21 protein-coding genes and 1 pseudogene are annotated in these 21,387 nt (G+C 69.6%); 15 read left to right on the top strand and 7 right to left on the bottom strand.

Going from position 1 to position 21,387, the window contains the following annotated elements; translation table 11 throughout:
• Positions 1-157: 157 nt before the first annotated feature.
• Positions 158-1,009, bottom strand: a complete 852-nt coding sequence (locus tag ACRX5W_RS04640) for a biotin--[acetyl-CoA-carboxylase] ligase (protein ID WP_436786584.1) — start codon at positions 1,007-1,009, stop codon at positions 158-160.
• A gap of 223 nt (positions 1,010-1,232) precedes the next feature.
• Here ACRX5W_RS04640 and ACRX5W_RS04635 point away from each other — a divergent pair, with 223 nt between their 5' ends.
• The 3 genes from ACRX5W_RS04635 (at position 1,233) to ACRX5W_RS04625 (ending at position 3,298) form a co-directional block, all read left to right on the top strand.
• Entirely contained in the window at positions 1,233-2,819 is a 1,587-nt protein-coding gene (locus ACRX5W_RS04635; protein WP_436786583.1) for an acyl-CoA carboxylase subunit beta, read from the top strand.
• Positions 2,820-2,896: 77 nt separating this feature from the next.
• Positions 2,897-3,094 (top strand): acyl-CoA carboxylase subunit epsilon, encoded by a 198-nt coding sequence (locus tag ACRX5W_RS04630; protein WP_436786582.1) that lies wholly within the window; start codon positions 2,897-2,899, stop codon positions 3,092-3,094.
• Positions 3,095-3,178: 84 nt separating this feature from the next.
• On the top strand, positions 3,179-3,298 hold the full coding sequence (locus ACRX5W_RS04625; protein ID WP_436786581.1) for a morphogenic membrane protein MmpB: 120 nt from the start codon (positions 3,179-3,181) through the stop codon (positions 3,296-3,298).
• 9 nt (positions 3,299-3,307) lie between these two features.
• Here ACRX5W_RS04625 and ACRX5W_RS04620 read toward each other — a convergent pair whose 3' ends face one another.
• Positions 3,308-3,721: an ATP-binding protein gene (locus tag ACRX5W_RS04620; RefSeq protein ID WP_436786580.1), complete on the bottom strand. Its 414-nt coding sequence runs from the start codon at positions 3,719-3,721 to the stop codon at positions 3,308-3,310.
• A 184-nt stretch (positions 3,722-3,905) separates the two neighbouring features.
• Here ACRX5W_RS04620 and ACRX5W_RS04615 point away from each other — a divergent pair, with 184 nt between their 5' ends.
• The 4 genes from ACRX5W_RS04615 to ACRX5W_RS04600 all read left to right on the top strand — a co-directional run bounded on the left by ACRX5W_RS04615 (position 3,906) and on the right by ACRX5W_RS04600 (position 5,939).
• Positions 3,906-4,778, top strand: a complete 873-nt coding sequence (locus ACRX5W_RS04615) for a helix-turn-helix domain-containing protein (RefSeq protein WP_436786579.1) — start codon at positions 3,906-3,908, stop codon at positions 4,776-4,778.
• Positions 4,775-4,972: a DUF397 domain-containing protein gene (locus ACRX5W_RS04610; RefSeq protein WP_436786578.1), complete on the top strand. Its 198-nt coding sequence runs from the start codon at positions 4,775-4,777 to the stop codon at positions 4,970-4,972. The genes ACRX5W_RS04615 and ACRX5W_RS04610 overlap by 4 nt, the downstream gene beginning before the upstream one ends.
• Before the next feature lie 57 nt (positions 4,973-5,029).
• On the top strand, positions 5,030-5,407 hold the full coding sequence (locus ACRX5W_RS04605; protein ID WP_436786577.1) for a hypothetical protein: 378 nt from the start codon (positions 5,030-5,032) through the stop codon (positions 5,405-5,407).
• A gap of 103 nt (positions 5,408-5,510) precedes the next feature.
• Positions 5,511-5,939: a hypothetical protein gene (locus tag ACRX5W_RS04600; RefSeq protein WP_436786576.1), complete on the top strand. Its 429-nt coding sequence runs from the start codon at positions 5,511-5,513 to the stop codon at positions 5,937-5,939.
• Between the two features lie 111 nt (positions 5,940-6,050).
• Here the strand turns inward: ACRX5W_RS04600 and ACRX5W_RS04595 are convergent, their stop codons facing one another.
• The gene (locus ACRX5W_RS04595; RefSeq protein ID WP_436786575.1) at positions 6,051-6,347 is read right to left on the bottom strand and encodes a hypothetical protein; all 297 of its coding nucleotides are present in this window, start codon (positions 6,345-6,347) and stop codon (positions 6,051-6,053) included.
• Positions 6,348-6,510: 163 nt separating this feature from the next.
• Between ACRX5W_RS04595 and ACRX5W_RS04590 the strand changes: the two genes are divergently transcribed.
• A complete protein-coding gene (locus ACRX5W_RS04590; RefSeq protein ID WP_436786574.1) occupies positions 6,511-7,137 on the top strand; it encodes a Maf family protein in 627 nt (208 codons plus the stop codon).
• A 346-nt stretch (positions 7,138-7,483) separates the two neighbouring features.
• Complete coding sequence (locus ACRX5W_RS04585; protein ID WP_436786573.1) at positions 7,484-8,494, top strand: LysR family transcriptional regulator; 1,011 nt, start codon at positions 7,484-7,486, stop codon at positions 8,492-8,494.
• A gap of 21 nt (positions 8,495-8,515) precedes the next feature.
• Here the strand turns inward: ACRX5W_RS04585 and ACRX5W_RS04580 are convergent, their stop codons facing one another.
• Both ACRX5W_RS04580 and ACRX5W_RS04575 read right to left on the bottom strand, forming a co-directional pair.
• Positions 8,516-9,010 carry a hypothetical protein gene (locus ACRX5W_RS04580; RefSeq protein ID WP_436786572.1) on the bottom strand — a complete coding sequence of 165 codons (495 nt, stop codon included), beginning with the start codon at positions 9,008-9,010 and terminating at the stop codon, positions 8,516-8,518.
• A gap of 109 nt (positions 9,011-9,119) precedes the next feature.
• On the bottom strand, positions 9,120-10,832 hold the full coding sequence (locus ACRX5W_RS04575; protein ID WP_436786571.1) for a hypothetical protein: 1,713 nt from the start codon (positions 10,830-10,832) through the stop codon (positions 9,120-9,122).
• A gap of 388 nt (positions 10,833-11,220) precedes the next feature.
• Between ACRX5W_RS04575 and ACRX5W_RS04570 the strand changes: the two genes are divergently transcribed.
• Together ACRX5W_RS04570 and ACRX5W_RS04565 are read left to right on the top strand one after the other, a co-directional pair.
• Complete coding sequence (locus tag ACRX5W_RS04570) at positions 11,221-12,414, top strand: beta-propeller fold lactonase family protein (RefSeq protein ID WP_436786785.1); 1,194 nt, start codon at positions 11,221-11,223, stop codon at positions 12,412-12,414.
• A gap of 326 nt (positions 12,415-12,740) precedes the next feature.
• Positions 12,741-14,510, top strand: a complete 1,770-nt coding sequence (locus ACRX5W_RS04565; protein ID WP_436786570.1) for an acetyl/propionyl/methylcrotonyl-CoA carboxylase subunit alpha — start codon at positions 12,741-12,743, stop codon at positions 14,508-14,510.
• Positions 14,511-14,611: 101 nt separating this feature from the next.
• Here the strand turns inward: ACRX5W_RS04565 and ACRX5W_RS04560 are convergent, their stop codons facing one another.
• Together ACRX5W_RS04560 and ACRX5W_RS04555 are read right to left on the bottom strand one after the other, a co-directional pair.
• Positions 14,612-15,436 carry a DeoR/GlpR family DNA-binding transcription regulator gene (locus ACRX5W_RS04560; RefSeq protein ID WP_436786784.1) on the bottom strand — a complete coding sequence of 275 codons (825 nt, stop codon included), beginning with the start codon at positions 15,434-15,436 and terminating at the stop codon, positions 14,612-14,614.
• Positions 15,437-15,918: 482 nt separating this feature from the next.
• Entirely contained in the window at positions 15,919-17,337 is a 1,419-nt protein-coding gene (locus ACRX5W_RS04555) for an NAD(P)H-quinone dehydrogenase (protein WP_436786569.1), read from the bottom strand.
• A 38-nt stretch (positions 17,338-17,375) separates the two neighbouring features.
• Here ACRX5W_RS04555 and ACRX5W_RS04550 point away from each other — a divergent pair, with 38 nt between their 5' ends.
• The 4 genes and pseudogenes from ACRX5W_RS04550 to ACRX5W_RS04535 form a co-directional block, all read left to right on the top strand.
• Complete coding sequence (locus ACRX5W_RS04550) at positions 17,376-17,828, top strand: gamma-glutamylcyclotransferase (RefSeq protein ID WP_436786568.1); 453 nt, start codon at positions 17,376-17,378, stop codon at positions 17,826-17,828.
• 299 nt (positions 17,829-18,127) lie between these two features.
• Positions 18,128-18,937, top strand: a complete 810-nt coding sequence (locus ACRX5W_RS04545; protein WP_436786567.1) for a purine-nucleoside phosphorylase — start codon at positions 18,128-18,130, stop codon at positions 18,935-18,937.
• 295 nt (positions 18,938-19,232) lie between these two features.
• The gene (locus tag ACRX5W_RS04540) at positions 19,233-20,888 is read left to right on the top strand and encodes a phospho-sugar mutase (RefSeq protein ID WP_436786566.1); all 1,656 of its coding nucleotides are present in this window, start codon (positions 19,233-19,235) and stop codon (positions 20,886-20,888) included.
• Positions 20,889-20,993: 105 nt separating this feature from the next.
• Positions 20,994-21,387 (top strand): annotated as a pseudogene (locus ACRX5W_RS04535) (serine/threonine-protein kinase); the annotation flags it as partial.

The following is a 21,387-nucleotide window of genomic DNA, read 5'->3' as shown; positions in this document are numbered from 1 at the left end:
CGCCGCCACCACCTTGCGCTCCGGCGTCGCCCTTGCGGGCCTTTCCGCCGAATTGTGCGCCGGACGGAGCAGGGCGACCACGGGACACGCGGTACACCGCCGGACCGGCGTCGCCGAAACCCGGCAATCGGTGGATTCCGCGGGCTCCCGGCGAGGCCTACGCCTGCGGCGCCTCGCCGCCCGGCCGTACATGGACCACGTCGCCCGCGCCCACCGCCTCCGGCCCATCGGGCCCGTCGACCAGCAGGCGGCCGTCGTCGTCGATGCCGGTCGCGGTGCCGACCAGAAGGCGACCCGCCGGGAGTTGGACGCGCACCCGCCGGCCGATCGTGGCGCACATGCCGACATAGGCGTCGTGCAGGCCGCTCGCGCGCGCGTCGCCGCCCGCCGCGCACCAGCGCCGGTACAGCGTCTCGATCTCGCGCAGCACCGCCCGCAGCAGCGGCCCGCGGTCGGTCGTGCCCGCACCGGCCAAGGCAAGGGAGATGGCACCCGGCACCGGGAGTTCATCCTCGCGCAGGGACACGTTGAGGCCGATGCCGAGCACCACCCCCGTCCCGGCGCGCTCGGCGAGGATCCCGGCCAGCTTGCGCTCGCCGACCATCAGGTCGTTCGGCCACTTCAGCCGCACGTCGACCCCCGAGACGCGGGTGGTGGCCTCGGCCGCCCCGACACCGGCCAGCAGCGGCAGCCAGCCCCAGCGGGCCACGGGCACGTCCTCGGGGTGCAGCAGCACGGAGAAGAACAGGCCGGAGCGGGCGGGGGCGGTCCACGCACGGTCGAGCCGCCCGCGTCCGGCGCTCTGGTATTCGGCGACGAGCACCAGGCCCTCGTCCTCGGCCGCCCGGGCCGCGAGGTCGGCGTTGGACGAGCCGGTCTCCGCGACGACGCGCACCTCGCGCCACAGGCCCCCCGCACTCGCCAGCGCACGCTGGAGATCGGCCTCCCGCAGCGGCGGCCGGTCGGGGTCGGTCCAGGGGGAGGGCGTGGAATCCGGGGAACCAGTCATGGCGGCAGACTAGGACCGGTGGCGTCGCGCGTGCGATCGCACGGCGCCCGTGTCACCCGGCCCGACACCGCCGCGGGGCCGCCGGCGGAGCCGGCCACTCACCGGGGTCGCGCGGTGGCCGAAGCGTCGCATTGCGCCCGCTTGCGCCGGGGCGGTGAGGGCGTGTTTCGGGGCGCGGCTACGCTACGTTTCGCCGCTGTTCGACTTGACAGGAGCCCGCGCAATGGACCCGGTACAGGGCGATCCCGACATCCACACCACGGCCGGCAAGCTCGCCGACCTCAGTCGCCGCATCGACGAGGCGGTGCACGCGGGCTCTGCCCGTGCGGTCGAGAAGCAGCACGCCAAAGGCAAGATGACCGCGCGCGAGCGCATCGAGTACCTCCTCGACGAGGGCTCGTTCATCGAGCTTGACGAGTTCGCCCGGCACCGGTCGACCAACTTCGGGCTGGAGAAGAACCGTCCGTACGGCGACGGCGTCGTGACCGGCTACGGCACGGTCGACGGCCGCCAGGTGTGCGTGTTCTCCCAGGACGTCACCATCTTCGGCGGCTCGCTCGGCGAGGTCTACGGCGAGAAGATCGTCAAGGTCCTCGACCTGGCGATCAAGACCGGCTGCCCGATCATCGGCATCAACGAGGGCGGTGGCGCCCGCATCCAGGAGGGCGTCGTCTCGCTCGGCCTGTACGGCGAGATCTTCCGCCGCAACGTCATCGCGTCCGGCGTGATCCCGCAGATCTCGCTCATCATGGGCGCCGCGGCCGGCGGGCACGTCTACTCCCCCGCGCTGACCGACTTCGTCGTCATGGTCGACCAGACCTCCCAGATGTTCATCACCGGCCCGGACGTCATCAAGACGGTCACCGGCGAGGACGTCACGATGGAGGACCTCGGCGGCGCCCGCGCGCACAACACCAAGTCCGGCAACGCCCACTACATGGGCGGCGACGAGAAGGACGCCCTGGACTACGTCAAGGGGCTGCTGTCGTACCTGCCCGGCAACAACCTCGAAGAGGCGCCCGCCTACCCCGAGGCCGCCGACCTGGAGACCAGCGAGTACGACCTCGAACTCGACACGCTGATCCCGGACTCCGCGAACCAGCCGTACGACATGCACAAGGTCATCGAGCATGTCGTCGACGACGCGGAGTTCCAGGAGGTCCACCCCCTCTTCGCCCCGAACATCATCGTCGGCTTCGGCCGCGTCGAGGGCCGCAGCGTCGGCATAGTCGCCAACCAGCCGATGCAGTTCGCGGGCACGCTGGACATCGACGCCTCGGAGAAGGCCGCGCGCTTCGTACGCACGTGCGACGCGTTCAACATCCCGGTGCTCACCTTCGTCGACGTGCCGGGCTTCCTGCCGGGCACCGACCAGGAGTGGACGGGCATCATCCGACGCGGCGCCAAGCTGATCTACGCGTACGCCGAGGCGACCGTCCCGCTGGTGACGGTGATCACCCGCAAGGCGTACGGCGGCGCGTACGACGTCATGGGCTCGAAGCACCTCGGCGCCGACGTCAACCTGGCGTGGCCGACCGCGCAGATCGCGGTCATGGGCGCGCAGGGCGCGGCGAACATCGTGTACCGCAAGGAGCTCGCGGCCTCCGACAACCCGGACGAGCGCCGCGCGGAACTGATCCAGGAGTACGAGGACACGCTCTGCAATCCGTACATCGCGGCCGAGCGCGGCTACGTCGACGCGGTGATCATGCCGTCGTCGACGCGCGCGCACGTGGTCAAGGCCCTGCGGGCGCTGCGCGGCAAGCGCGAGACGCTGCCGCCGAAGAAGCACGGCAACATCCCGCTGTAGTCCGCGTTCCGCCGGGCCCGGGCTTGCCTGTGGCCCGGCGGACTCGCCGCACACCGCTGAACGGGAGAGAAAGCCCCATGATCAAGATCGTCCGCGGGGAGCCGACCCCCGAGGAGCTCGCCGCGATCGTCACCGTGGTCGCCGCACGCGCCTCCGCCGCCGGCCCGGCCGAAGCGCCCGCCACCCCGTCCCAGTGGAACGCCCCGGCCCGCCTGGTCCGCACGCCGCTGCACCCGGGCCCGGGCGCGTGGCAGGCGAGCGGTTGGGCGCGCTGAACGCGACACTTTCGCGTGTGACCCAGACGGTTTGAGTAGCCGTACTCAAGAACGAACCGGCGCCCCCGGCGGAGCATGTTCCGCATGCGCCGCGTTCGTGAGGAACCCCCGGAAGAACTGCGACGCGCCGTGGATCTCCTGCGGCGCGTCGTTGTGATATTGCCCGTACTGCTTGTCATCGCCGCGATTCTGTTGGCGATATGAGGTCGGCGCTCACACCACCGGGGCCTTGAGTTCGGCCCACACCGTCTTGCCTCGGTCGTCTTGTTGAACGCCCCACTCCTGTGCGAGTGCGTCGACGAGCAAGAGCCCGCGCCCGCAGGTCTCGTCGCTTTCAGGGGACCGTACGTGCGGCTCCCCGCCGCCTGCGTCACTGACCTCGATACGGAGGACACCGCGCGCGGCGTCGAGGGTAAATGCGACACGTACGCCACGATCCGTGTGGTTGCCGGCCCGCACGGCATTGGTCACCAGTTCAGAAACAATCAACCGGGCACTTTCGGCGACTTCCTCGCTGAGGGCCCACCGGGCAAACGCCGCGCTCAGCAATGCTCTTGCCTGAGGCACGCTGACGGTTTCGCACGGCAAGCACGCGCATTCCTTGTCGACTTCGGCTTGTTCTGCCACGACACCTCCCGAGGCGCCAGCGATGAATCGCGTTGATGCGTATCGACGATCGTCACCTCACCGGTGCTTGAAGCTTGCCCGCGAGACGACGAATGGGGCAACGTTGAATGGTTAATCCGTGCGAGATTCACCCATTCGGGGAAGCTCCGGACAGAGCTTCCTGAGGTCTGGTAGGCACTGACACATGCCCTCGGTCAAACCCTCCACAGTGCTCGGTCGCCAACTCGGAGACGAGCTACGGCGGTTCCGTGAGAACACCGGGATGTCCACCGCTGCCGCCGCCGAAGTCCTCGACTGCACCAAAGGGAAGATCAGCCGCATCGAGAATGGCCACGTACCCGTCCGCACACCGGATTTGGTTGCGCTGCTCCAGGCGTACGGCGTAGACGACGTCGAAGCCCGCGAACGGCTGGGCATGTTGGCGAGGCGCGCCAACCGTCGTCGCCGCGAGGGCTGGTGGCACCAATACGGCGATGTACTTGCGGACACGTACCGCGACTACATCGAGATGGAAGACATCTGCGACAGCATCAGGACCTTCCAAGCCCAACTGATCCCGGGCCTGCTTCAGACACCGGAGTACGGCCGGGCGGTCACGGTCGCGTCGCGTGCGTGGCAAACGCCGGAAGAGATCCAGCAGTTCGTCGAAGTACGTTTGGCTCGCCAAGAACGCCTGACCGGGGAGAGTCCACTTGAACTGTGGGCCATCCTGACTGAAGGGGTATTGCGCCAGCAGGTGGGCGGCAAGACCGTCATGCGCGACCAACTCCTGTGCATGGCGAGCCTCGCCGAGCGCGACAACATCACCGTCCAGGTGCTCCCATTCTCGCGGGGAGCCCACTCGGGTATGTTCGGCCCGTACCTGCTGCTCAGTTTTCCTCAGGTATCGGCGCTCGACTTGGTGCTGACGGAGACACCGACCGGCAACATCTGGATCGAGCAGAAGTCGGAAGTCGACCGCTACCGCGGCCTCTTCGACGACGCTCGGACCTCAGCGCTGCCACCGACGGAATCGCTTGACTTGATCCGCCGCATCGCCGAGGAGCACACAAAATGACTCAGGCCCGCCTTGACCATGTCACGCACGCGAGTTGGCGCGTCAGCAGCCACAGTGGCGGACAAGGCGAGTGCGTCGAAGTCGCCGTGAACGCCGCCCACGTCGTGCCCGTCCGCGACTCCAAGCGCCCCACGGGCCCGATACTCGGCTTCACCCATGACGCTTGGGGCAGTTTTCTGGACCAACTTGGCTGAGGGGCCTCCCACCGGCGACGCTGCCGTGTGTCGTTGTGGTCGCGCATAGTGCCGTGCATGTTCGACGGACTTGACGGCATCGACTGGGCGTCGATGCATCACGCGTACGGAACGGCCGACGAAGTACCGGACATCTTGCGGGCGTTGCGCTCCCCCGATCCGGGTGAACGCTACAAAGCGCTCGACCGGTATCACAGCGCGGTGCACCACCAGGGCGACGTTTACTCGTACACGACCGTGAGTCTGCCGTTCTCTTCGAACTTGCCGGCGATGCCGCGACGCCTGACCGCGCAGCAATTGTCGCGCTGCTGGTCAGCATCGGGCGTGAGGCCGTCAACCGTTGCGAAGACGAATACGTCTCGATGGACCACGTCGGCGCCGCAGCAGCAGTGCGTGCACGAGCAGACGCGTTCGTCGGTTCGCCACGGAGACTGACACCCGCGTACGCCGGGCCGCAATTCCCGCGCTGGGGCTGTTCGTTGAGGACGCCGAGCGTGCCGCCGCGCTACTGCGCGAACGGCTGGCCGCCGAGCGCGACTTGGTCGAGCGACTGCTGGTCGTGGACACCATGGCCGTGCTGGCGCTGCCGATTCCGGCTGTGGCGGGCACCGCGACGGCGTGGTTCTCCGAGCTGGCCGCCGACACCACAGCCGCCCCCGGGACTCGGCTCGCGGCGGCGGTCGAACGAGTGGTTCCGCGTCCCCTGCGCCGCCGCGCTCTGGGATATCGGCGGCGCAACCGAGACCTCGCTCGTCTGGACACCCTGCTCCTGGCCTGGACGCAAAACCCCGCGACCGCCAATCACGTCGTGGCGTGCCTGGACAGGATGGGCCCGGCAACGGAACCGGCTCTCCCGCACATCCGTACGCAACTTGCCTTGCCCGAGCGCGGCGGCCGGTTCTCCACCATCGACAACGACCAGGAATTGCAGCGCATCAGCCGCACGATCATCGCGCGCTTCGGCTGACTGGCGTGAGGCGTCACGGATATGGGTGTGCCATCGTGTCCGGCAGTTCGAGTGAGACGGAGTGAGAGCGCGCCCTCAAGTCGAACGGGGGTCGAACGCCGTGTCTCTACGTCAATTGGGGTGGTACACGTGAACCTCGGTACGCACCTGGCCGGTCTGTCGGTATCGCACGGTCCGGCGCTCGTAGTAACCGAGTTCGATCAGTTCGTCGACGGCTTTCGAGATGGCCCGGCGTCCCAGATGCGGGTGCTCGTCGGCGAGCGCGCGTACGTCCATGGGCGAGCCGTCCGGAAGCGACAACAGGTAGACCAGGATGCCGCGAGCGGTGAAGCTGAGTCGGCGGTCCTGCAAGACCTCGTTGCCGATGCTCGTGAACGCGTGCGTACGCGCGGTAAGGTGGATGTGCATGGAAGAGCTGCTTTCTCTTCTGTGTCAGACCCCGGGGTGTTGGCGCACCGCCGGGGTCAATGCTATGTAGTGATGTGAGCACGAAGCGTAGTCCTTTGTCGCTTCATTTGCCAAACAACCGGCACATCAACGCCGTTCCACCGCCTCGACTACCTTGGGGCGCATGTCCAGCTCAACGTCCCCCCACGTTCCCACGCGTCGTCTCGTTCTCGCCTCCGCGTCTCCGGCCCGGCTCGCGTTGCTCCGCTCCGCAGGGCTCGATCCCGAGGTGCGTGTGAGCGGGGTCGACGAGGACGCGCTCAGTGCCGCGACTCCGAGTGAGCTGGCGTTGGTTCTCGCTGAGGCGAAGGCGCGCGTTGTCGCCGACACGTGCGGCGACGGCGAGTTGGTGATCGGGTGTGACTCGGTTCTCGAACTCGACGGGCAGGCGCTCGGGAAGCCCGCGTCCGAAGAGGAGGCAATCGCGCGGTGGCACGCGATGCGCGGGCGGGCCGGGGTGCTGCGTACGGGGCATTGTGTGGTCGACACGCTCAAAGGCGGCCAGGCGGCCGCTACCGCGTCGACTGTTGTCCGTTTTGGCAATCCATCCGACGCGGAAATCGCGGCGTATGTGGCCACCGGTGAACCGCTGAATGTGGCCGGCGCCTTCACCCTCGACGGCCGCTCGGCTCCGTTCATCGACGGCATCGACGGCGACCACGGCAACGTTATCGGGCTGTCACTTCCCCTCCTGCGGTCCCTGCTGGCCGAACTCGACGTCGCCATCACGGATTTGTGGGCGGGCGCCTGAGTCGGCGGACGTAAGGCGTACGGGTGGAGTCGTCCCGCGCGCGATTCCCGAGTGCGCGCCGGGCAGTCGCAAGGAACTGTCCGTTCTGCGTACGGACGACGGCTGTTCCGATGGGCTTCCCTCTTGCCTGCTAGCTTCTTGGCCCCTCAGTCTGTCGGCGCACGACTATGCGCCGGTTCTCGGGCCCGCGCTATTCGGCCGTGCCTCGTGCCGTCCCCACCGACTTCGTCAGCGAATTCCCCACCGACTCTTCGACTCTCGGGACCGATATCCAATGTCTGCATCGTCCGCGATGTCCACGTCCGGCAGGACAAGGCCGCGGCGGGCCGACCGACGTGACGCCCCGTTGGGAGCCCCCGCACCGCTGCTCGACACCACGCTGGACCAATTGCGTACGCTCATCGCCGTCCACGCAGCCGGTACCGCCCTCGGCGCAGCCCGGATACTCGGCCGCGAACAGTCCAGCGTGCAGAAGCAAATCGACACGCTCAACCGGAACTTCCTCACGTTGTGCGGGGAGCCGTTGGTCCTGAAGCAGGGACGCGGCAAGGACGTGTTGTTCACCGGGACCGGCGAGGCGCTGGTCGACATGGCGCACACGACACTCGGCGACTGGTCCGCGCGCATACGCGACTGCCGCGCGCGTGTCGACCGCACACTGACGGTCGGGGCGACGCGCTACACCTTGGGCGTGATCGCCGATGCGTGCGCCGACATCGCCCCCGAGCTGCAACGCACCGGCGTCGAACTCAAGGTCGAACACGTGCGTACGCGCGACCTTCTCGGCAAGTTGCGCGGCAAGGAGGTCGACCTTGTCTGCGGCAGCCTCGCCACACGCGCCGGTGACGACGGCACCGCGGACTGCGACGTCCTCGAACTGGCGCGCGGCGGCCTGCACATGCTGACGAACCTGGCGACCGATCAGGTACCGGACGCTCCGATCGCGGCGAGCACGCTGCCGAAGCTGCCGCTCGTGGTGCCGAACAGCGGCCTGATCTCGGACTTCCTGCGCGGTTGGTTCGGGCCGGATTACCGCGACCGGCTCACTATCGTCGCGGAGATCGACGCGGTGCCGTTCGGGCTCGAACTGCTCGGCTCACGCCTGCCGGTGGACGGCTGCATGCTGGTCACGCAGGGCCTCGGTGCGGCGGTGGGCGACAACCGGGTGCCCGGCAGCGAATCCCTGCGCGGCGTCGACGTGTTCGACGACACCGGTGCCGGGATGGAGGTTCTTGTCGGCGTGTTCGCGAGGAAGGGCGACCGCGCGCAATTCGCCGAGGACCATCCGTTGAATCTGGTGTGGAACGCGGTCGCCCGCCGGATCCAACCCGAGGGGTCAGATCCGGCGGGCGGATGATTGCGCGGTGCCGGAGTCCGTTCAGGGACGACGGGACTGCATGTAGGCCATCACTCCTGCGGCGGTGGCGACGAGGGCGCCGATCACGAGCAGGTAGAGCCCGAAGGACGTGGAAATGTCCAAGCCCTCTACCATGGCGCTGGCTTGCGAGCTCGACGCGCCTTCGTCCTCCAGCCATGCCTTCACGACACGCTCATTGTCAGCGATGTTGAGGATACCGAATACCAGGGCGATCAACCCCGGGACGGCACCGGCCGCACTGAGAATCGCCTTCTGCATGAAGACCCCGGCGAGGAAGAGCCCGATCGCCACGATGCCGGCGATCAGTGTCCACATGCCGTCGCCGTCCATGCCCTTGAAGCTCTTCGAATCACCGTTGCCCTCGGCTTCCGCCCAGGAGAGGAACGACCCGATGAGAACCAGGAGCCCGCCAAGCGCACCCGCATACGACAGGTTGGCGCCGCCCAGCGGACCCTGCCCCGAAGAATTCTGAACGCCATAACCCGGTGTTGTCATGGGTCGAAAGCCTAGGAGTTCTCCGATGGTCACCAAAACCTTTTAGCGAAACTGTTCTTCAGGTTTTTTGGCGTGCACCGGAGAACATTTCGCATCCCCTGACGGCGATTCAGTCTCGCCCATCCGAATCGGTGCCCCCGAGCTCCCCGCGACGCGGCCCCGGGCCAAGCCCCTGACCGAAGTCACCGCCGGGCGCCGGAGGTTGCGCGGCCGACGGTCCCGGGCCGATCAAGCCGCCCGTCATCGGCCCCGGCCCGAAGGCGTCCGGCGCCATCGGTCCCGGCTCGGCCAGACCGACCTGCACCGGAATCGGCGCCGGGCCGTACGGGTACGCCCCCACCGCGGCCGGGTCCGGTCCGGCGGCTCCTCCCTGCGGCCGGCGCAGCCCCGCCCACACGCTGAGCAGGACCGCGAGCCCGGCGAGCACCAGCAGCGGAACCGGTACGCCCCAAGGCCGTTCGGTCAGCGCCTCCACCCACGAGTATTCGGTCGCAGCCGTCTGGAGGTCCGGCCACACCGGCCCGCACGCCGCCGTCAACCCCAGTGCGGCCAACGCTGGTTCGGGCCGCAGGCCGCCGATGACGACGCCGAGGGCCAAGGCTCCCGCACAGCGCGTAAGAAGAACGTGAGTCTCGCCGCTGTCCGGTCCGGCAACCTCCCCCACCACCAACACAATTGCCGCGAAGCCGATGGCGTACGCGCCCAACAGCCGTGCCGCGACCGCGCCGACCACGCCGGCGGCCGCGAGTCCGGCGAGCCACAGCGTCGAATCGGCGGCTCCGTCGAAACCGAGCCCCGGGTTGAACGACGTGCGGTCGAAACCGAGCAACGCCGCGGGCAGCGCCGCGAGTCCGACCGCCATCGCGAGCAACGAGCCCGCGACCGACCGCACTCCGTCGACGGTGTACGTCAGCCCGGCCGCGACCAGGCAGCCCGCGAGTGCGACGACCGGCCACAGCCCGATCACCTTGGGGAGGCCGTCGGAGTCGACGAGCGTCCAGACCGCGACGCCGATTCCCGCGAGGCCGAGCAGCACCACGCCGCCGAACGCGCCCCGCGAGGCGCGCGGCCAGCCCTGGCCCGGGCGCACCAGCAGCATGCCGGTCGGCAGCAGCATCAGGACCAGCAGGAACCCGGCGAGCGGCAGCGCGGTCTGCAACACCGCGTCGGTCTTCCACAGTTGCACCAGCAGGTCGTCGCCGACGACGGCGAACATCAGCGGCAGCGCCGCCGCCAGGGTCGCGGCCAACGCGGCGTTGAGGGCCGTACGGTGGCGCTGCGGCGCGAGGTGGACCCACAGCACGACGGCCACCAGGATCTGCACCGCGAAACCGAAGCGCAGCAGGTAGACCAGCCCCAGCCAGCGCGGCGGTTGCCCGTCGCCGGCCGCGACCAGGTCGAGCAGCGAGGTCAGCGCGGCGCCGCCGAGGCCGATGAGCAGGATGCCCGCGACCGAGCCGCGCCGGTGCACGTAAGCCGTGTCCGTGAGGCCGACACCGCCGATGATCAGCGGGATCGACCACGGCAGCAGTACCGCGGTCAGGTCCCAGATGTTCCAGCTCGGCAGCAGGTCGGTCGGCGACGCGGGAGCCGGCGCCCCGTAGCCGGTGGCGTCCGGGGCCTCCGCCGCAGCCGGCCCACCGACCGAGGCGCCGGTCCGCAGCAGGATCAGCGCGGAGCCGACCGCGACGATCACGAGCAGGACGCCCGGGATCCACTCCGCCGAGCGCACACCCGTCGGCTCCGGCTTGCGCGCCGTGCGTTCGGCCAGCGTGGCCCCTGTCTCGTACGTTCCGCGCAGCAGTCCGCCGCCCACGGCCATGGCCGCCCCCAACCCCTCCCGAGACGCCCCGGGAACCCGATGAATACTGCCGAAACCCCGCACCCGCACGGCAATTGCTGTTCGGATGATAGAGACGACCCGGACACCGCGGGGACACGGCGACAAGTTCGCACTCGAAGCGGTACACGGCGGCGACAAACCAAACCGTCCGGTCACGGAAGGACGCACGGCCGGGCGGCCCCCGCCCAGTCCCCGGTAAGGGCCGACATTGGTCCCCACACCCGACACGTACGCCTCTTTCGGGTGAAGTTGGCACGGAATGCCCGGTTGGGCGACCTAGGCTGCCCTGGTGTCTCGTACCCATATGTCGCGCTTCGCGGTCGCCCTGTCCACCGCGGGAACGCTCGTCTTCACGCTGGGCGGGCTCATGACCTTCACCGCCTGTTCGAGTTCCGACTCGGGCCAACCCGCCGCGCGCGCCGCGGTGTCAGCGCCGCCGCCCGCGGCGCCTGCCGCGCCAGCCCCCGACGGCCACTCCGTGCAACCCGCGCTCCCCCACGGGGAAACCCCCGACACCGGCCTGCCCGGCATGCCCCCGGTGCTCGACCCGGGCGACCTGTACGCCGCCGACCGACCGAACCAACTCGCGGACGCCGTCAAGAACTTCCCGTCCCGCGTGTACGTGCCAAACACCGAGTCCGACACCGTGTCGGTCATCGACCCGGCGACGTACAAGGTCATCGAGACCATCCCGGTCGGCGACCAGCCGCAACACGTCGTGCCCTCCTGGGACATGAAGACGCTGTGGGTCAACAACGACCTCGGCAACACCCTCACGCCGCTCGACCCGGCGACCGGCAAGATCGGGCCGACGGTCGACGTACACGACCCGTACAACCTCTACTTCACACCGAACGGCAAGCACGCCATCGTCATGGCGTCGGCGGACATGGAGATCGTGTTCCGCGACGCGCACACCATGGCGCCCGTCAAGCACGTCCCGGTCGGCTGCGACGGCGTCAACCACGCCGACTTCTCGCCCGACGGCCGCTACTTCATCGTCTCGTGCGAGTTCGACGGCACGCTGCTCAAGGTCGACACCGAGAAGATGGAGATCATCGGCCGTCAGAAACTGCCGCTCTCCGGCACGATGCCGCAGGACGTGAAGATCTCCCCCGACGGCAGGACCTGGTACATCGCCGACATGATGAGCCACGGCGTGTGGGTCCTGGACGGCGACGCGTTCACCACCCCCAAGCTCGTCAAGACCGGCGACGGCGCGCACGGCCTCTACATCAGCCGCGACTCGAAGTACATGTACATCTCCAACCGCGGCGAAGGCTCGATCACACTCTGGGAGTTCGCACCCGGCGCCGAGAACGGCGGCCACATCAAGACCAAGTGGAACATCCCCGGCGGCGGCAGCCCCGACATGGGCGGCGTCTCGGCCGACGGCAAGGTGCTGTGGCTGTCCGGGCGCTACGACTCCGAGGTGTACGCGATCGACACCACCGACGGCCACCTCATCGCCCGTATCCCGGTCGGCGAAGGCCCCCACGGCCTGGCCGTCTACCCGCAGCCCGGACGCTACTCCCTGGGCCACACCGGCATTTTCCGGTGACCCGCGCCGCGCACCGGCCGGAATGACGGGAACGCCGGAACGAACCATGTGATTTCGACCACGCCCCGGCACCCCGAAACACCTCCCGACCCGCGTTCCACGAGGCCTTCGGCCGATCGGTCACCGATCGGCCGAAGGCCCCCGACCGGCGGCCCTGCTATCGACGGCGCTGCGGCTCGGAGTACTTTTGATGCAATCGGCAGCGCCGCCGAAGTCCCGTCACCAGTCAGGTCGACCGGGACGCCGACCTGTGACGGGGTGGGGCGGCACAGCGTCTCTGTGTGCCACTCCTTAGACTCTGCCCAGTTCTAGGAGGGAGCCAGATCGTGCGCAAGGTGCTGATCGCCAACCGCGGGGAGATCGCCGTACGCGTCGCCCGTGCCTGCAAGGACGCCGGCATCGCCAGTGTCGCCGTCTACGCGGACCCGGACCGCGACGCCGTGCACGTGCGGGTGGCCGACGAGGCCCACGCGCTGGGCGGCAACACACCGGGCGAGAGCTACCTGGACGTCGCCAAGGTGCTCAAGGCCGCCGCAGACTCGGGCGCCGACGCCGTACACCCCGGGTACGGCTTCCTGTCGGAGAACGCCGACTTCGCCCAGGCCGTCATCGACGCGGGCCTCATCTGGATCGGCCCGCCGCCGCAGGCCATCCGCGACCTCGGCGACAAGGTCGCCGCACGGCACATCGCGCAGCGCGCCGGCGCGCCGCTCGTGGCCGGCACCCCCGACCCGGTCTCGGGTTCCGAGGAAGTCGTCGAGTTCGCCAAGCAGAACGGCCTGCCGATCGCCATCAAGGCGGCCTTCGGCGGCGGCGGTCGCGGCCTCAAGGTCGCCCGCACCCTCGAAGAGATCCCCGAGCTGTACGACTCGGCGGTCCGCGAGGCCGTCACCGCGTTCGGCCGCGGCGAGTGCTTCGTCGAGCGCTACCTCGACAAGCCGCGCCACGTCGAGACCCAGTGCCTCGCCGACAAGCACGGCAACGTGGTCGTGGTCTCCACCCGCGACTGCTCGCTCCAGCGCCGCCACCAGAAGCTCGTCGAGGAGGCGCCCGCGCCGTTCCTGTCCGACGAGCAGAACGCGGAGCTCTACCGCGCGTCCAAGGCCATCCTCAAGGAGGCCGGCTACGTCGGCGCCGGAACCTGCGAGTTCCTGGTCGGCCAGGACGGCACGATCTCGTTCCTTGAGGTCAACACCCGCCTCCAGGTCGAGCACCCGGTCACCGAGGAGGTCTCCGGCATCGACCTGGTCCGCGAGATGTTCCGCATCGCGGACGGCGAAGAGCTCGGATACGACGACCCGCCGCTGCGCGGCCACTCGTTCGAGTTCCGCATCAACGGCGAGGACCCGGGCCGCGGCTTCCTGCCCGCCCCCGGCGCCGTCACGGTGTGGAACCCGCCGTCGGGTCCGGGCGTACGCCTCGACTCCGGCGTCGAGCAGGGCTCCGTCATCGGGCAGGCGTTCGACTCGCTGCTCGCGAAGCTGATCGTCACCGGCGCGACCCGGCAGCAGGCGATCCAGCGCGCGGCCCGCGCGCTCGCGGAGTTCCAGGTCGACGGCATGGCCACCGCGCTGACGTTCCACCGCGCGGTCATCACCGACCCGGCGTTCGCCCCCGAGGTCAACGGCAGCGACGGGCCGTTCACGGTCCACACACGCTGGATCGAGACCGAGTTCGACAACACGATCCCGCCGTACGCGGGCGGCGGCGCCGAGGGCGACGAGCCGGCCGAGCGCGAGACCGTCGTCGTCGAGGTCAACGGCAAGCGCGTCGAGGTCACCCTTCCGGCGGGCCTCGGTGCCTCCGGCGCGGCGCCTGCGGGCCCCGCGAAGAAGGCGCCCAAGCGCGGCGGCGGGAAGAAGTCCGGTGCGGCGGCGAGCGGCGACGCGCTCACCAGCCCCATGCAGGGCACGATCGTCAAGGTCGCGGTCGAGGAGGGCCAAGAGGTCGCCGAGGGCGACCTGATCGTGGTCCTGGAGGCCATGAAGATGGAGCAGCCGCTGAACGCGCACCGCGCGGGCACCGTCAAGGGCCTCGTCGCCGAGGTCGGCGCCACCGTCACCAGCGGCGCCGTCCTGTGCGAGATCAAGGACTGACCACACGCATATATGTCGGCCCCCGCCCATGTGGCGGGGGCCGATGTCGTTTCACCCCGGTCAGCGGATCGGCGCGGGAAACACCTGTGTGCGTCCGACGCTCACGGCCGACGGTCGCGTCCCTCGCCGCCCGCGTCGACGCCCAGGAGGCGTTCGCCGTTGATCTCGGAACGTGCGCCCGGAACGGCTCGCTGCGGCAGTTGCGCGATGTGGATCTGCGCGCCCAGCTCGGCGAGTGCCGACAACTCGGCGGACGGCGCGTCCTCGTCCGTCACCAGGTGCGTGATGCGCTCGGGGGCGACCGTCTGGAACATCGTGTCGACGCCCATCTTGGTGTGGTCGACCAGCACGACGACTTCGTTCGCGGCCTGCACGAGCGCGCGGTCGACGCTCGCCGAAAGCATGTTGGGCGTGGACAGTCCGCGCTCCGCGGTCAACCCGTTCCCCGACACGAACGCCCGGCGCACGCGCAGCCCCGCGAGGGCCTGTTCGGCTCCGCTGCCGACCAGGGCGTACGACGAGCCCCGCAGCGTACCGCCGGTCATCACGACCTCGACGCGGTTGGCATGCGCGAGAACCTGAGCGACCAGGAGCGAGTTGGTGACCACGGTCAGGCCCGGGATCCGGGCCAGACGCCTGGCCAGCTCCTGTGTCGTGGTCCCCGCACCGACGACGACCGCGTCCCCCTCGTCGACCAGCGACACGGCGAGATCGGCGATCGCGGCCTTCTCGGCGGCGGCGAGATGGGTCTTCTGCGAGTAGCTGGGCTCCCGCGCGAGTCCACCGGGCAGCACCGCTCCGCCGTGCCTGCGATCGAGTAACCCTTCGGCCTCCAATGCACGCACGTCCCGGCGAACTGTCACCTCGGACGTCTGGACCACCCGCGCGAGCTCCCTGAGGGAGACCGCTCCGTTGGCCCGCACCATTTCCAGAATCAACTGACGACGCTCTGCAGCGAACACGTGACGAAGGTAACGCTACCGACCACCTCTTTTCAGCCGGATGCAGGTCTTACCCAAACTTGTTCACCAAGATGGTGAACACCCGGGGCATTTAGGGCGCGCGGCGGCGACGGTGACCGGACAGGCCGCGAAACACCGCTCGGGATCGGCGCGTATCCACCGTGCAGGCAAGGGTTCTGACTTGCCGTCAGGGGAGCGCAGCGCGCCGTCGGGGGTCATGTCGTGCACGTCCGTGCGCGACTTGGGACCACTCGCAAACGAGTATGCGCGCTTGGCGAGCACGGTCGCGCGAGTTCCCGGAAAGCCACCCGATCGAGCGGCGGATAACGTATGCGCCCGTGGCCGTGATTCCCGTTCCGGGAATCACGGCCACGTCGTCGATTCGCTTTTGTGCATCGGCGGTACACGGCTGCCGCAGCCCCCGGGGACGGCGGACCCGGCCGCGATCAAACCCGGTCGCGCCGGTGCAGCCGCCGCGCGGCCTCCGCGAGCGACCCCGAGATCGACGGGTACACCGTGAACGCGCTGGCGACCTGATCCACCGTCAAGTGCAGGTCCACGGCGAGCGAAACCGCATGGATGAGCTCACTCGCGCGCGGCGCGACCACCACGCCGCCGACGATGATCCCGGTGCCCGGCAGGCAGAACAGCTTCACAAACCCGTCGTGGATGCCCTGCATCTTCGCGCGCGGATTGCGCGACAACGGCAGCTTGACGATGTGCGCGTCGATGTCGCCCGCCTCGATCGCCGCCTGCGAATAGCCGCAGGTCGCGATCTCCGGGTCGGTGAAGACGTTGGAGGCGACAGCCTTGAGTTCCAGCGGCGAGACCGCGTCGCCGAGCATGTGGTACATCGCGATGCGGCCCTGCATCGCGGCCACCGACGCCAGAGCGAACACGCCCGTGCAGTCGCCCGCCGCGTACACCCCGCCCGCCGTGGTCCGCGAGACGCGGTCGACACGGACGTGCCCCGACTCCTTGAGCGCGACGCCGGCCTCCTCCAACCCCATGTCCGCGGTGTTGGGGACCGCGCCGACGGCCATCAGGCAGTGGCTGCCCTCCAGCGTCTGGCCGTCCTGGAGACGCACGATGACACTGTCCCCGAGGCGTTCGACGCTCTCCGCCCGCGAGCGGCTCATGACGCGCATGCCGCGGCGCTTGAACACCGCCTCCAGCACCTCGGCCGCGTCCGGGTCCTCACCCGGCAGCACGCGATCCCGGCTCGACACCAGCGTGACCTTCGAGCCCAACGCCTGGTACGCGCCCGCGAACTCCGCGCCGGTGACACCCGAGCCCACCACGATCAGCTCGCGCGGCAACTGCGTGAGGCCGTACACCTGCTTCCAGTCGAGGATGCGCTCCCCGTCCGGCTCCGCACCCGGCAGCACGCGCGGGGTCGCCCCCGTCGAGATCAGCAGCGCGTCGGCGTCCAGCGTCTGCTCGGTGCCGTCGTCGAGCGTCGCGACGACCCGGCGCGGACCGTCCAGGCGGCCGGACCCCCGCAGCACGGTGACCCCCGCGCGGCGCAGGCCGTTGGCGATGTCGACAGACTGCGCCTGAGCCAGCTCCAGCACCCGCTTGTTGACCACGTCGAGGTCGACGCCGACGATCGGCCGGTCCAGAGTGCCCGGCGTACCGTCGTCGACGTAGATGCCGAGCTCGCGGTGCGAATCGGCGAAGCTCGTCATGACCTCGGCGGTCGCGATGAGCGTCTTCGACGGGACGCAGTCGGTCAGCACCGCCGCGCCGCCGACGCCCTCGCGCTCGACCACGGTCACCTCGGCTCCGAGCTGGGCCGCGACAAGCGCGGCTTCGTAGCCTCCGGGGCCTCCACCAACGATCACAATGCGAGTCACGAGTGTCATTCTTCCGCATGCCCGATCGCCGCGTAGGATGCGGTCCCATGCCCCTCTACGCCGCGTACGCCAGCAACCTCGACGCGCGGCAGATGGCACGGCGCGCTCCCCACTCCCCGCTCCGCGTCACCGGCTGGCTGCCGGGGTGGCGCCTCACCTTCGGCGGCGAGCAGTTGGGCTGGGAGGGTTCCCTTGCCACCGTGGTCGAGGACGACATCTCCCAGGTCTTCGTCGCGCTGTACGACCTCACCGACTCCGACGAATCGGCCCTCGATCGCTGGGAGGGCGAGTCCCTGGGCCTCTACCGCAAGGTGAAGGTCCGGGTGGAGACCCTTTTCGGCGAGGAGCTGGCCTGGCTCTACGTCCTCAACGACTACGAGGGCGGCCTCCCCTCCGCCCGCTACCTCGGCATGGTCGCCGACGCGGCCGAGTCGGCGGGAGCGCCGGACGACTACGTCAAGGAACTCCGCACCCGGCCCTGCCTGTCGGTCGGGCCGTAGCGCCCAGGGTCGGCGGTCCGGCCGGCCACCTGTCCGCACGCGACCTGCCCTGCAGGCCGTTCGCGCTCGCCAACAGGTAGCTCTTTCGCTCGCGCCCCTTCTCGGGTGACAGGTGCCGGCAAGCGCTGGTCCGCGTTCGCGGGCCGTGACCATGCGCCGCGCACGAAGCCCGAGATGCCCCGCCGCCACCGACGCGTCCCGTCCGCCCGTGAAGCGGTTTTCGCATCGATTCCGACACGATCTCTACGCGCATAGAATCAGGGGCGGACGATCCGAGACCCAGCATTTACGCTCACGGTGTGAACGCTTCCGTCAGCAACGACCCGACCGCCGCCGCGACCGCCGCCGCCCGCCGGCTTCAGGAGATCACCGGCGCGGCCACGCACGACATCGCGCTGGTCATGGGCTCCGGCTGGGTGCCGGCCGCCGACATGCTCGGCACGTCCGGGCACGAGTTCCCGGTCACCGAGCTGCCCGGTTTCCCGGCGCCGATGGTCGAGGGCCACGCCGGGCGGATCCGGTCGATCACTGTCGGCGACCGTCGGGCGCTGGTGTTCCTGGGGCGCACGCACCTGTACGAGGGCCGCGGTGTCGCCGCCGTCGTGCACGGTGTCCGTACCGCTGTCGCCGCGGGCTGCAAGACCATCGTCCTCACCAACGGCTGCGGCGGACTGCGCCCGTCGTTCGTGCCCGGCCAGCCGGTCCTGATCTCGGACCACATCAACCTGACCGCGACGTCGCCCATCATCGGCGCCAACTTCGTCGACCTGACGGACCTGTACTCCCCGCGCCTGCGCGACCTGTGCCGCACGGTGGAACCGAGCCTCGAAGAGGGTGTGTACGTCCAGTTCCCCGGCCCCCACTACGAAACCCCGGCGGAGATCGGCATGGTCCGCGCGATCGGAGGCCACCTCGTCGGCATGTCCACCACCCTGGAGGCCATCGCGGCACGCGAGGCGGGTGCGGAAGTGCTCGGCATCTCGCTCGTGACCAACCTCGCCGCCGGAATGACCGGCGAACCCCTCAACCACGAGGAGGTCCTGGAGGCCGGCCGCGCGTCGGCGGTGCGCATGGGCCGCCTGCTCACCGAAGTACTGCCCAGAATCTGACACTTGGTGACGCCACGCCCCGAAAGTGAACACGAGAGCGCAAAGTCGACGAGAAACACTCACGACGGACGCATAATCGGTCGGCACCTGATACCGCTCACGTACAGGTGGTCGGATGCGGCAGCCGGTCCGGCCACGGCCAACTGAACAATTCGGCACAGCCTTTCCCGGCGCCCTCCGTCCTCGTGTCCCTCGTGCCGCGCCTCGGCCCGGGTGCCTTCGCGGCCGGCGTGCCGCCGCACGTGCCGGGTCGGCGCCCGCGACACGGCAACCTCTCGTCCGTAAGGAGACCGCCTTGACCGACGTCGTCGAGACCGCCCGCGCCTGGCTGGCCGAGGACCCCGACCCGGAGACCCGCGCCGAGTTGCGCGCGCTGCTCGACGCCGACGACCTCCCCGCGCTCGAAGACCGGTTCTCCGGACTCCTCCAGTTCGGTACGGCAGGCCTGCGCGGCGAGTTGGGGGCGGGACCCAACCGCATGAACCGCGCGGTGGTGATCCGCGCCGCGGCGGGGTTGGCGGCCTACCTGAAAGGCACCGACGACTCCTCCGGAACGGTGGTGATCGGTTTCGACGCCCGCCATAAATCGGACGTCTTCGCCCACGACACCGCCGCGGTCATGGAAGCCGCCGGCCTGCACGCCCTGCTGCTGCCGCGCCCGTTGCCGACACCGGTGTTGGCGTACGCGATCCGCCATCTCGGTTGTGTCGCGGGGGTCATGGTGACCGCAAGCCACAACCCGCCGCGCGACAACGGCTACAAGGTCTACCTCGGCGACGGATCACAGATCGTGCCGCCCGCCGACGCCGAGATCGCGGCGGCGATCGCCGCAGTCGGGTCCCTCTCCAACGTGCCGATGGCGGACGAAGGTTGGGAGGTCCTGGGCGAGACACTGCTCGACGCGTACCTCGACCGCGCGGCGACAGTCGTCCGGCCGGACGGCCCGCGCGACATCCGGATCGTGCACACCGCGCTGCACGGGGTCGGCGGCGCGGTCATGCTCAGCGCCTTCGAACGAGCGGGTTTCGGCGACGTCACCGTGGTCTCCGCGCAGGCCGAACCGAACCCGGAGTTCCCGACCGTCGCCTTCCCCAATCCGGAGGAACCCGGCGCGATGGACCTCGCGTTCGAAACCGCCGCCGCATCGGGTGCCGAACTGGTCATCGCGAACGACCCGGACGCGGACCGCTGCGCGGTCGCGGTGCCCGACCCGGCCGCCCCTGCCGGCCGGCGCATGCTGCGCGGCGACGAGGTGGGCGCGCTGCTCGGCGCCGAGGTGGCCCGGCGTACGGCGGGCACAGGCGGCGTGCTGGCGACCACGATCGTGTCCTCCTCGCTGCTTCGCTCGATCGCGCGGCGGCACGGCCTCGCGTACGCCGAAACACTGACCGGCTTCAAGTGGCTGGCCCGCGTGCCCGGCCTCACGTTCGGCTACGAAGAGGCTCTGGGCTACTGCGTCGACCCCGACGGCGTACGCGACAAGGACGGCATCACCGCCGCACTCCTGATCGCCGAACTCGCGGCCGCCGCGAAGCAGGAGGGCCGCACGCTTCTCGACCTCCTCGACGAACTCGCCACCGAACACGGGCTCCACGCGACCGACCAGTACTCGATCCGCGTCGACCGCCTCGACCGGATCACCACCGCGATGGCCCGCCTCCGCGAAACCCCGCCGACGTCGTTGGGCGGCCTCGCCGTCACCCACACCGACGACCTGACCGTCGGCTCCGCGAACCTCCCGCCCACCGACGGATTGCGCTACACCCTCGCGGGCACCGACGACGTCAGCGCGGCCCGCATCGTCGTCCGTCCGAGCGGCACGGAACCAAAGCTCAAGAGCTACTTGGAGGTCGTGGTCCCCGTACGCGCCGACCTCCCGCAAGCCCGAACCATCGCCACAACCACCCTGTCGGCCCTGAAAGCCGACTTGGCCGCCGCCCTCGCCACATGACGGGACGGGTTGTCGTCCGGGTTCGATGAGGGGTATTCCTCATTCGTCGCGCGGTGTGAACCGGTCCGCTCGCCGTACCGTGCTTGCTGGGAGGGGAGCCAAACTGTGGAAGCACTGCGTTCAGAGGATCCGGCCGTCGTTGCGGGTTATCGCATGCTCGCGCGGCTCGGGGCCGGGGGGATGGGGCGGGTTTACCTTGCCCGGTCGCCCGGAGGAAGACCCGTCGCGTTCAAAGTCATTCGCAGTGACCTGAGCGACGACCCCGATTTCCGGGTGCGGTTCGCGCGGGAGGTCGCGGCAGCACGGTCGGTGAGCGGGGTGTTCACCGCGCCGGTGCTCGACGCCGATCCGCAGGGCGATCCGCCCTGGTTGGCGACGGCTTACGTGCCGGGAGTCGCACTCAACGACGCGGTGGCGCGTTTCGGGCCGATCCCGGACTCGCTGGGGCAGCTTGCGGGTGGAATCGCCGAGGCGCTGATCGCGGTGCACGAGGCGGGAC

This window comes from Yinghuangia sp. YIM S10712, assembly GCF_051388935.1.
GTDB lineage: Bacteria > Actinomycetota > Actinomycetes > Streptomycetales > Streptomycetaceae > Yinghuangia.
The sequence above is the reverse complement of the archived record's forward strand: the minus strand, read 5'-3'. Positions and strand labels throughout refer to the sequence as shown.

Bases quoted from the DNA above. Each gene is read 5' to 3' on its own strand.
- ACRX5W_RS04640 (WP_436786584.1), bottom strand. From the start codon at position 1,009: ATGACTGGTTCCCCGGATTCCACGCCCTCCCCCTGGACCGACCCCGAC.
- ACRX5W_RS04635 (WP_436786583.1), top strand. From the start codon at position 1,233: ATGGACCCGGTACAGGGCGATCCCGACATCCACACCACGGCCGGCAAG.
- ACRX5W_RS04630 (WP_436786582.1), top strand. From the start codon at position 2,897: ATGATCAAGATCGTCCGCGGGGAGCCGACCCCCGAGGAGCTCGCCGCG.
- ACRX5W_RS04625 (WP_436786581.1), top strand. From the start codon at position 3,179: ATGCGCCGCGTTCGTGAGGAACCCCCGGAAGAACTGCGACGCGCCGTG.
- ACRX5W_RS04615 (WP_436786579.1), top strand. From the start codon at position 3,906: ATGCCCTCGGTCAAACCCTCCACAGTGCTCGGTCGCCAACTCGGAGAC.
- ACRX5W_RS04610 (WP_436786578.1), top strand. From the start codon at position 4,775: ATGACTCAGGCCCGCCTTGACCATGTCACGCACGCGAGTTGGCGCGTC.
- ACRX5W_RS04605 (WP_436786577.1), top strand. From the start codon at position 5,030: ATGTTCGACGGACTTGACGGCATCGACTGGGCGTCGATGCATCACGCG.
- ACRX5W_RS04595 (WP_436786575.1), bottom strand. From the start codon at position 6,347: ATGCACATCCACCTTACCGCGCGTACGCACGCGTTCACGAGCATCGGC.
- ACRX5W_RS04590 (WP_436786574.1), top strand. From the start codon at position 6,511: ATGTCCAGCTCAACGTCCCCCCACGTTCCCACGCGTCGTCTCGTTCTC.
- ACRX5W_RS04580 (WP_436786572.1), bottom strand. From the start codon at position 9,010: ATGACAACACCGGGTTATGGCGTTCAGAATTCTTCGGGGCAGGGTCCG.
- ACRX5W_RS04575 (WP_436786571.1), bottom strand. From the start codon at position 10,832: ATGGCCGTGGGCGGCGGACTGCTGCGCGGAACGTACGAGACAGGGGCC.
- ACRX5W_RS04570 (WP_436786785.1), top strand. From the start codon at position 11,221: ATGACCTTCACCGCCTGTTCGAGTTCCGACTCGGGCCAACCCGCCGCG.
- ACRX5W_RS04560 (WP_436786784.1), bottom strand. From the start codon at position 15,436: ATGGTGCGGGCCAACGGAGCGGTCTCCCTCAGGGAGCTCGCGCGGGTG.
- ACRX5W_RS04555 (WP_436786569.1), bottom strand. From the start codon at position 17,337: ATGACACTCGTGACTCGCATTGTGATCGTTGGTGGAGGCCCCGGAGGC.
- ACRX5W_RS04550 (WP_436786568.1), top strand. From the start codon at position 17,376: ATGCCCCTCTACGCCGCGTACGCCAGCAACCTCGACGCGCGGCAGATG.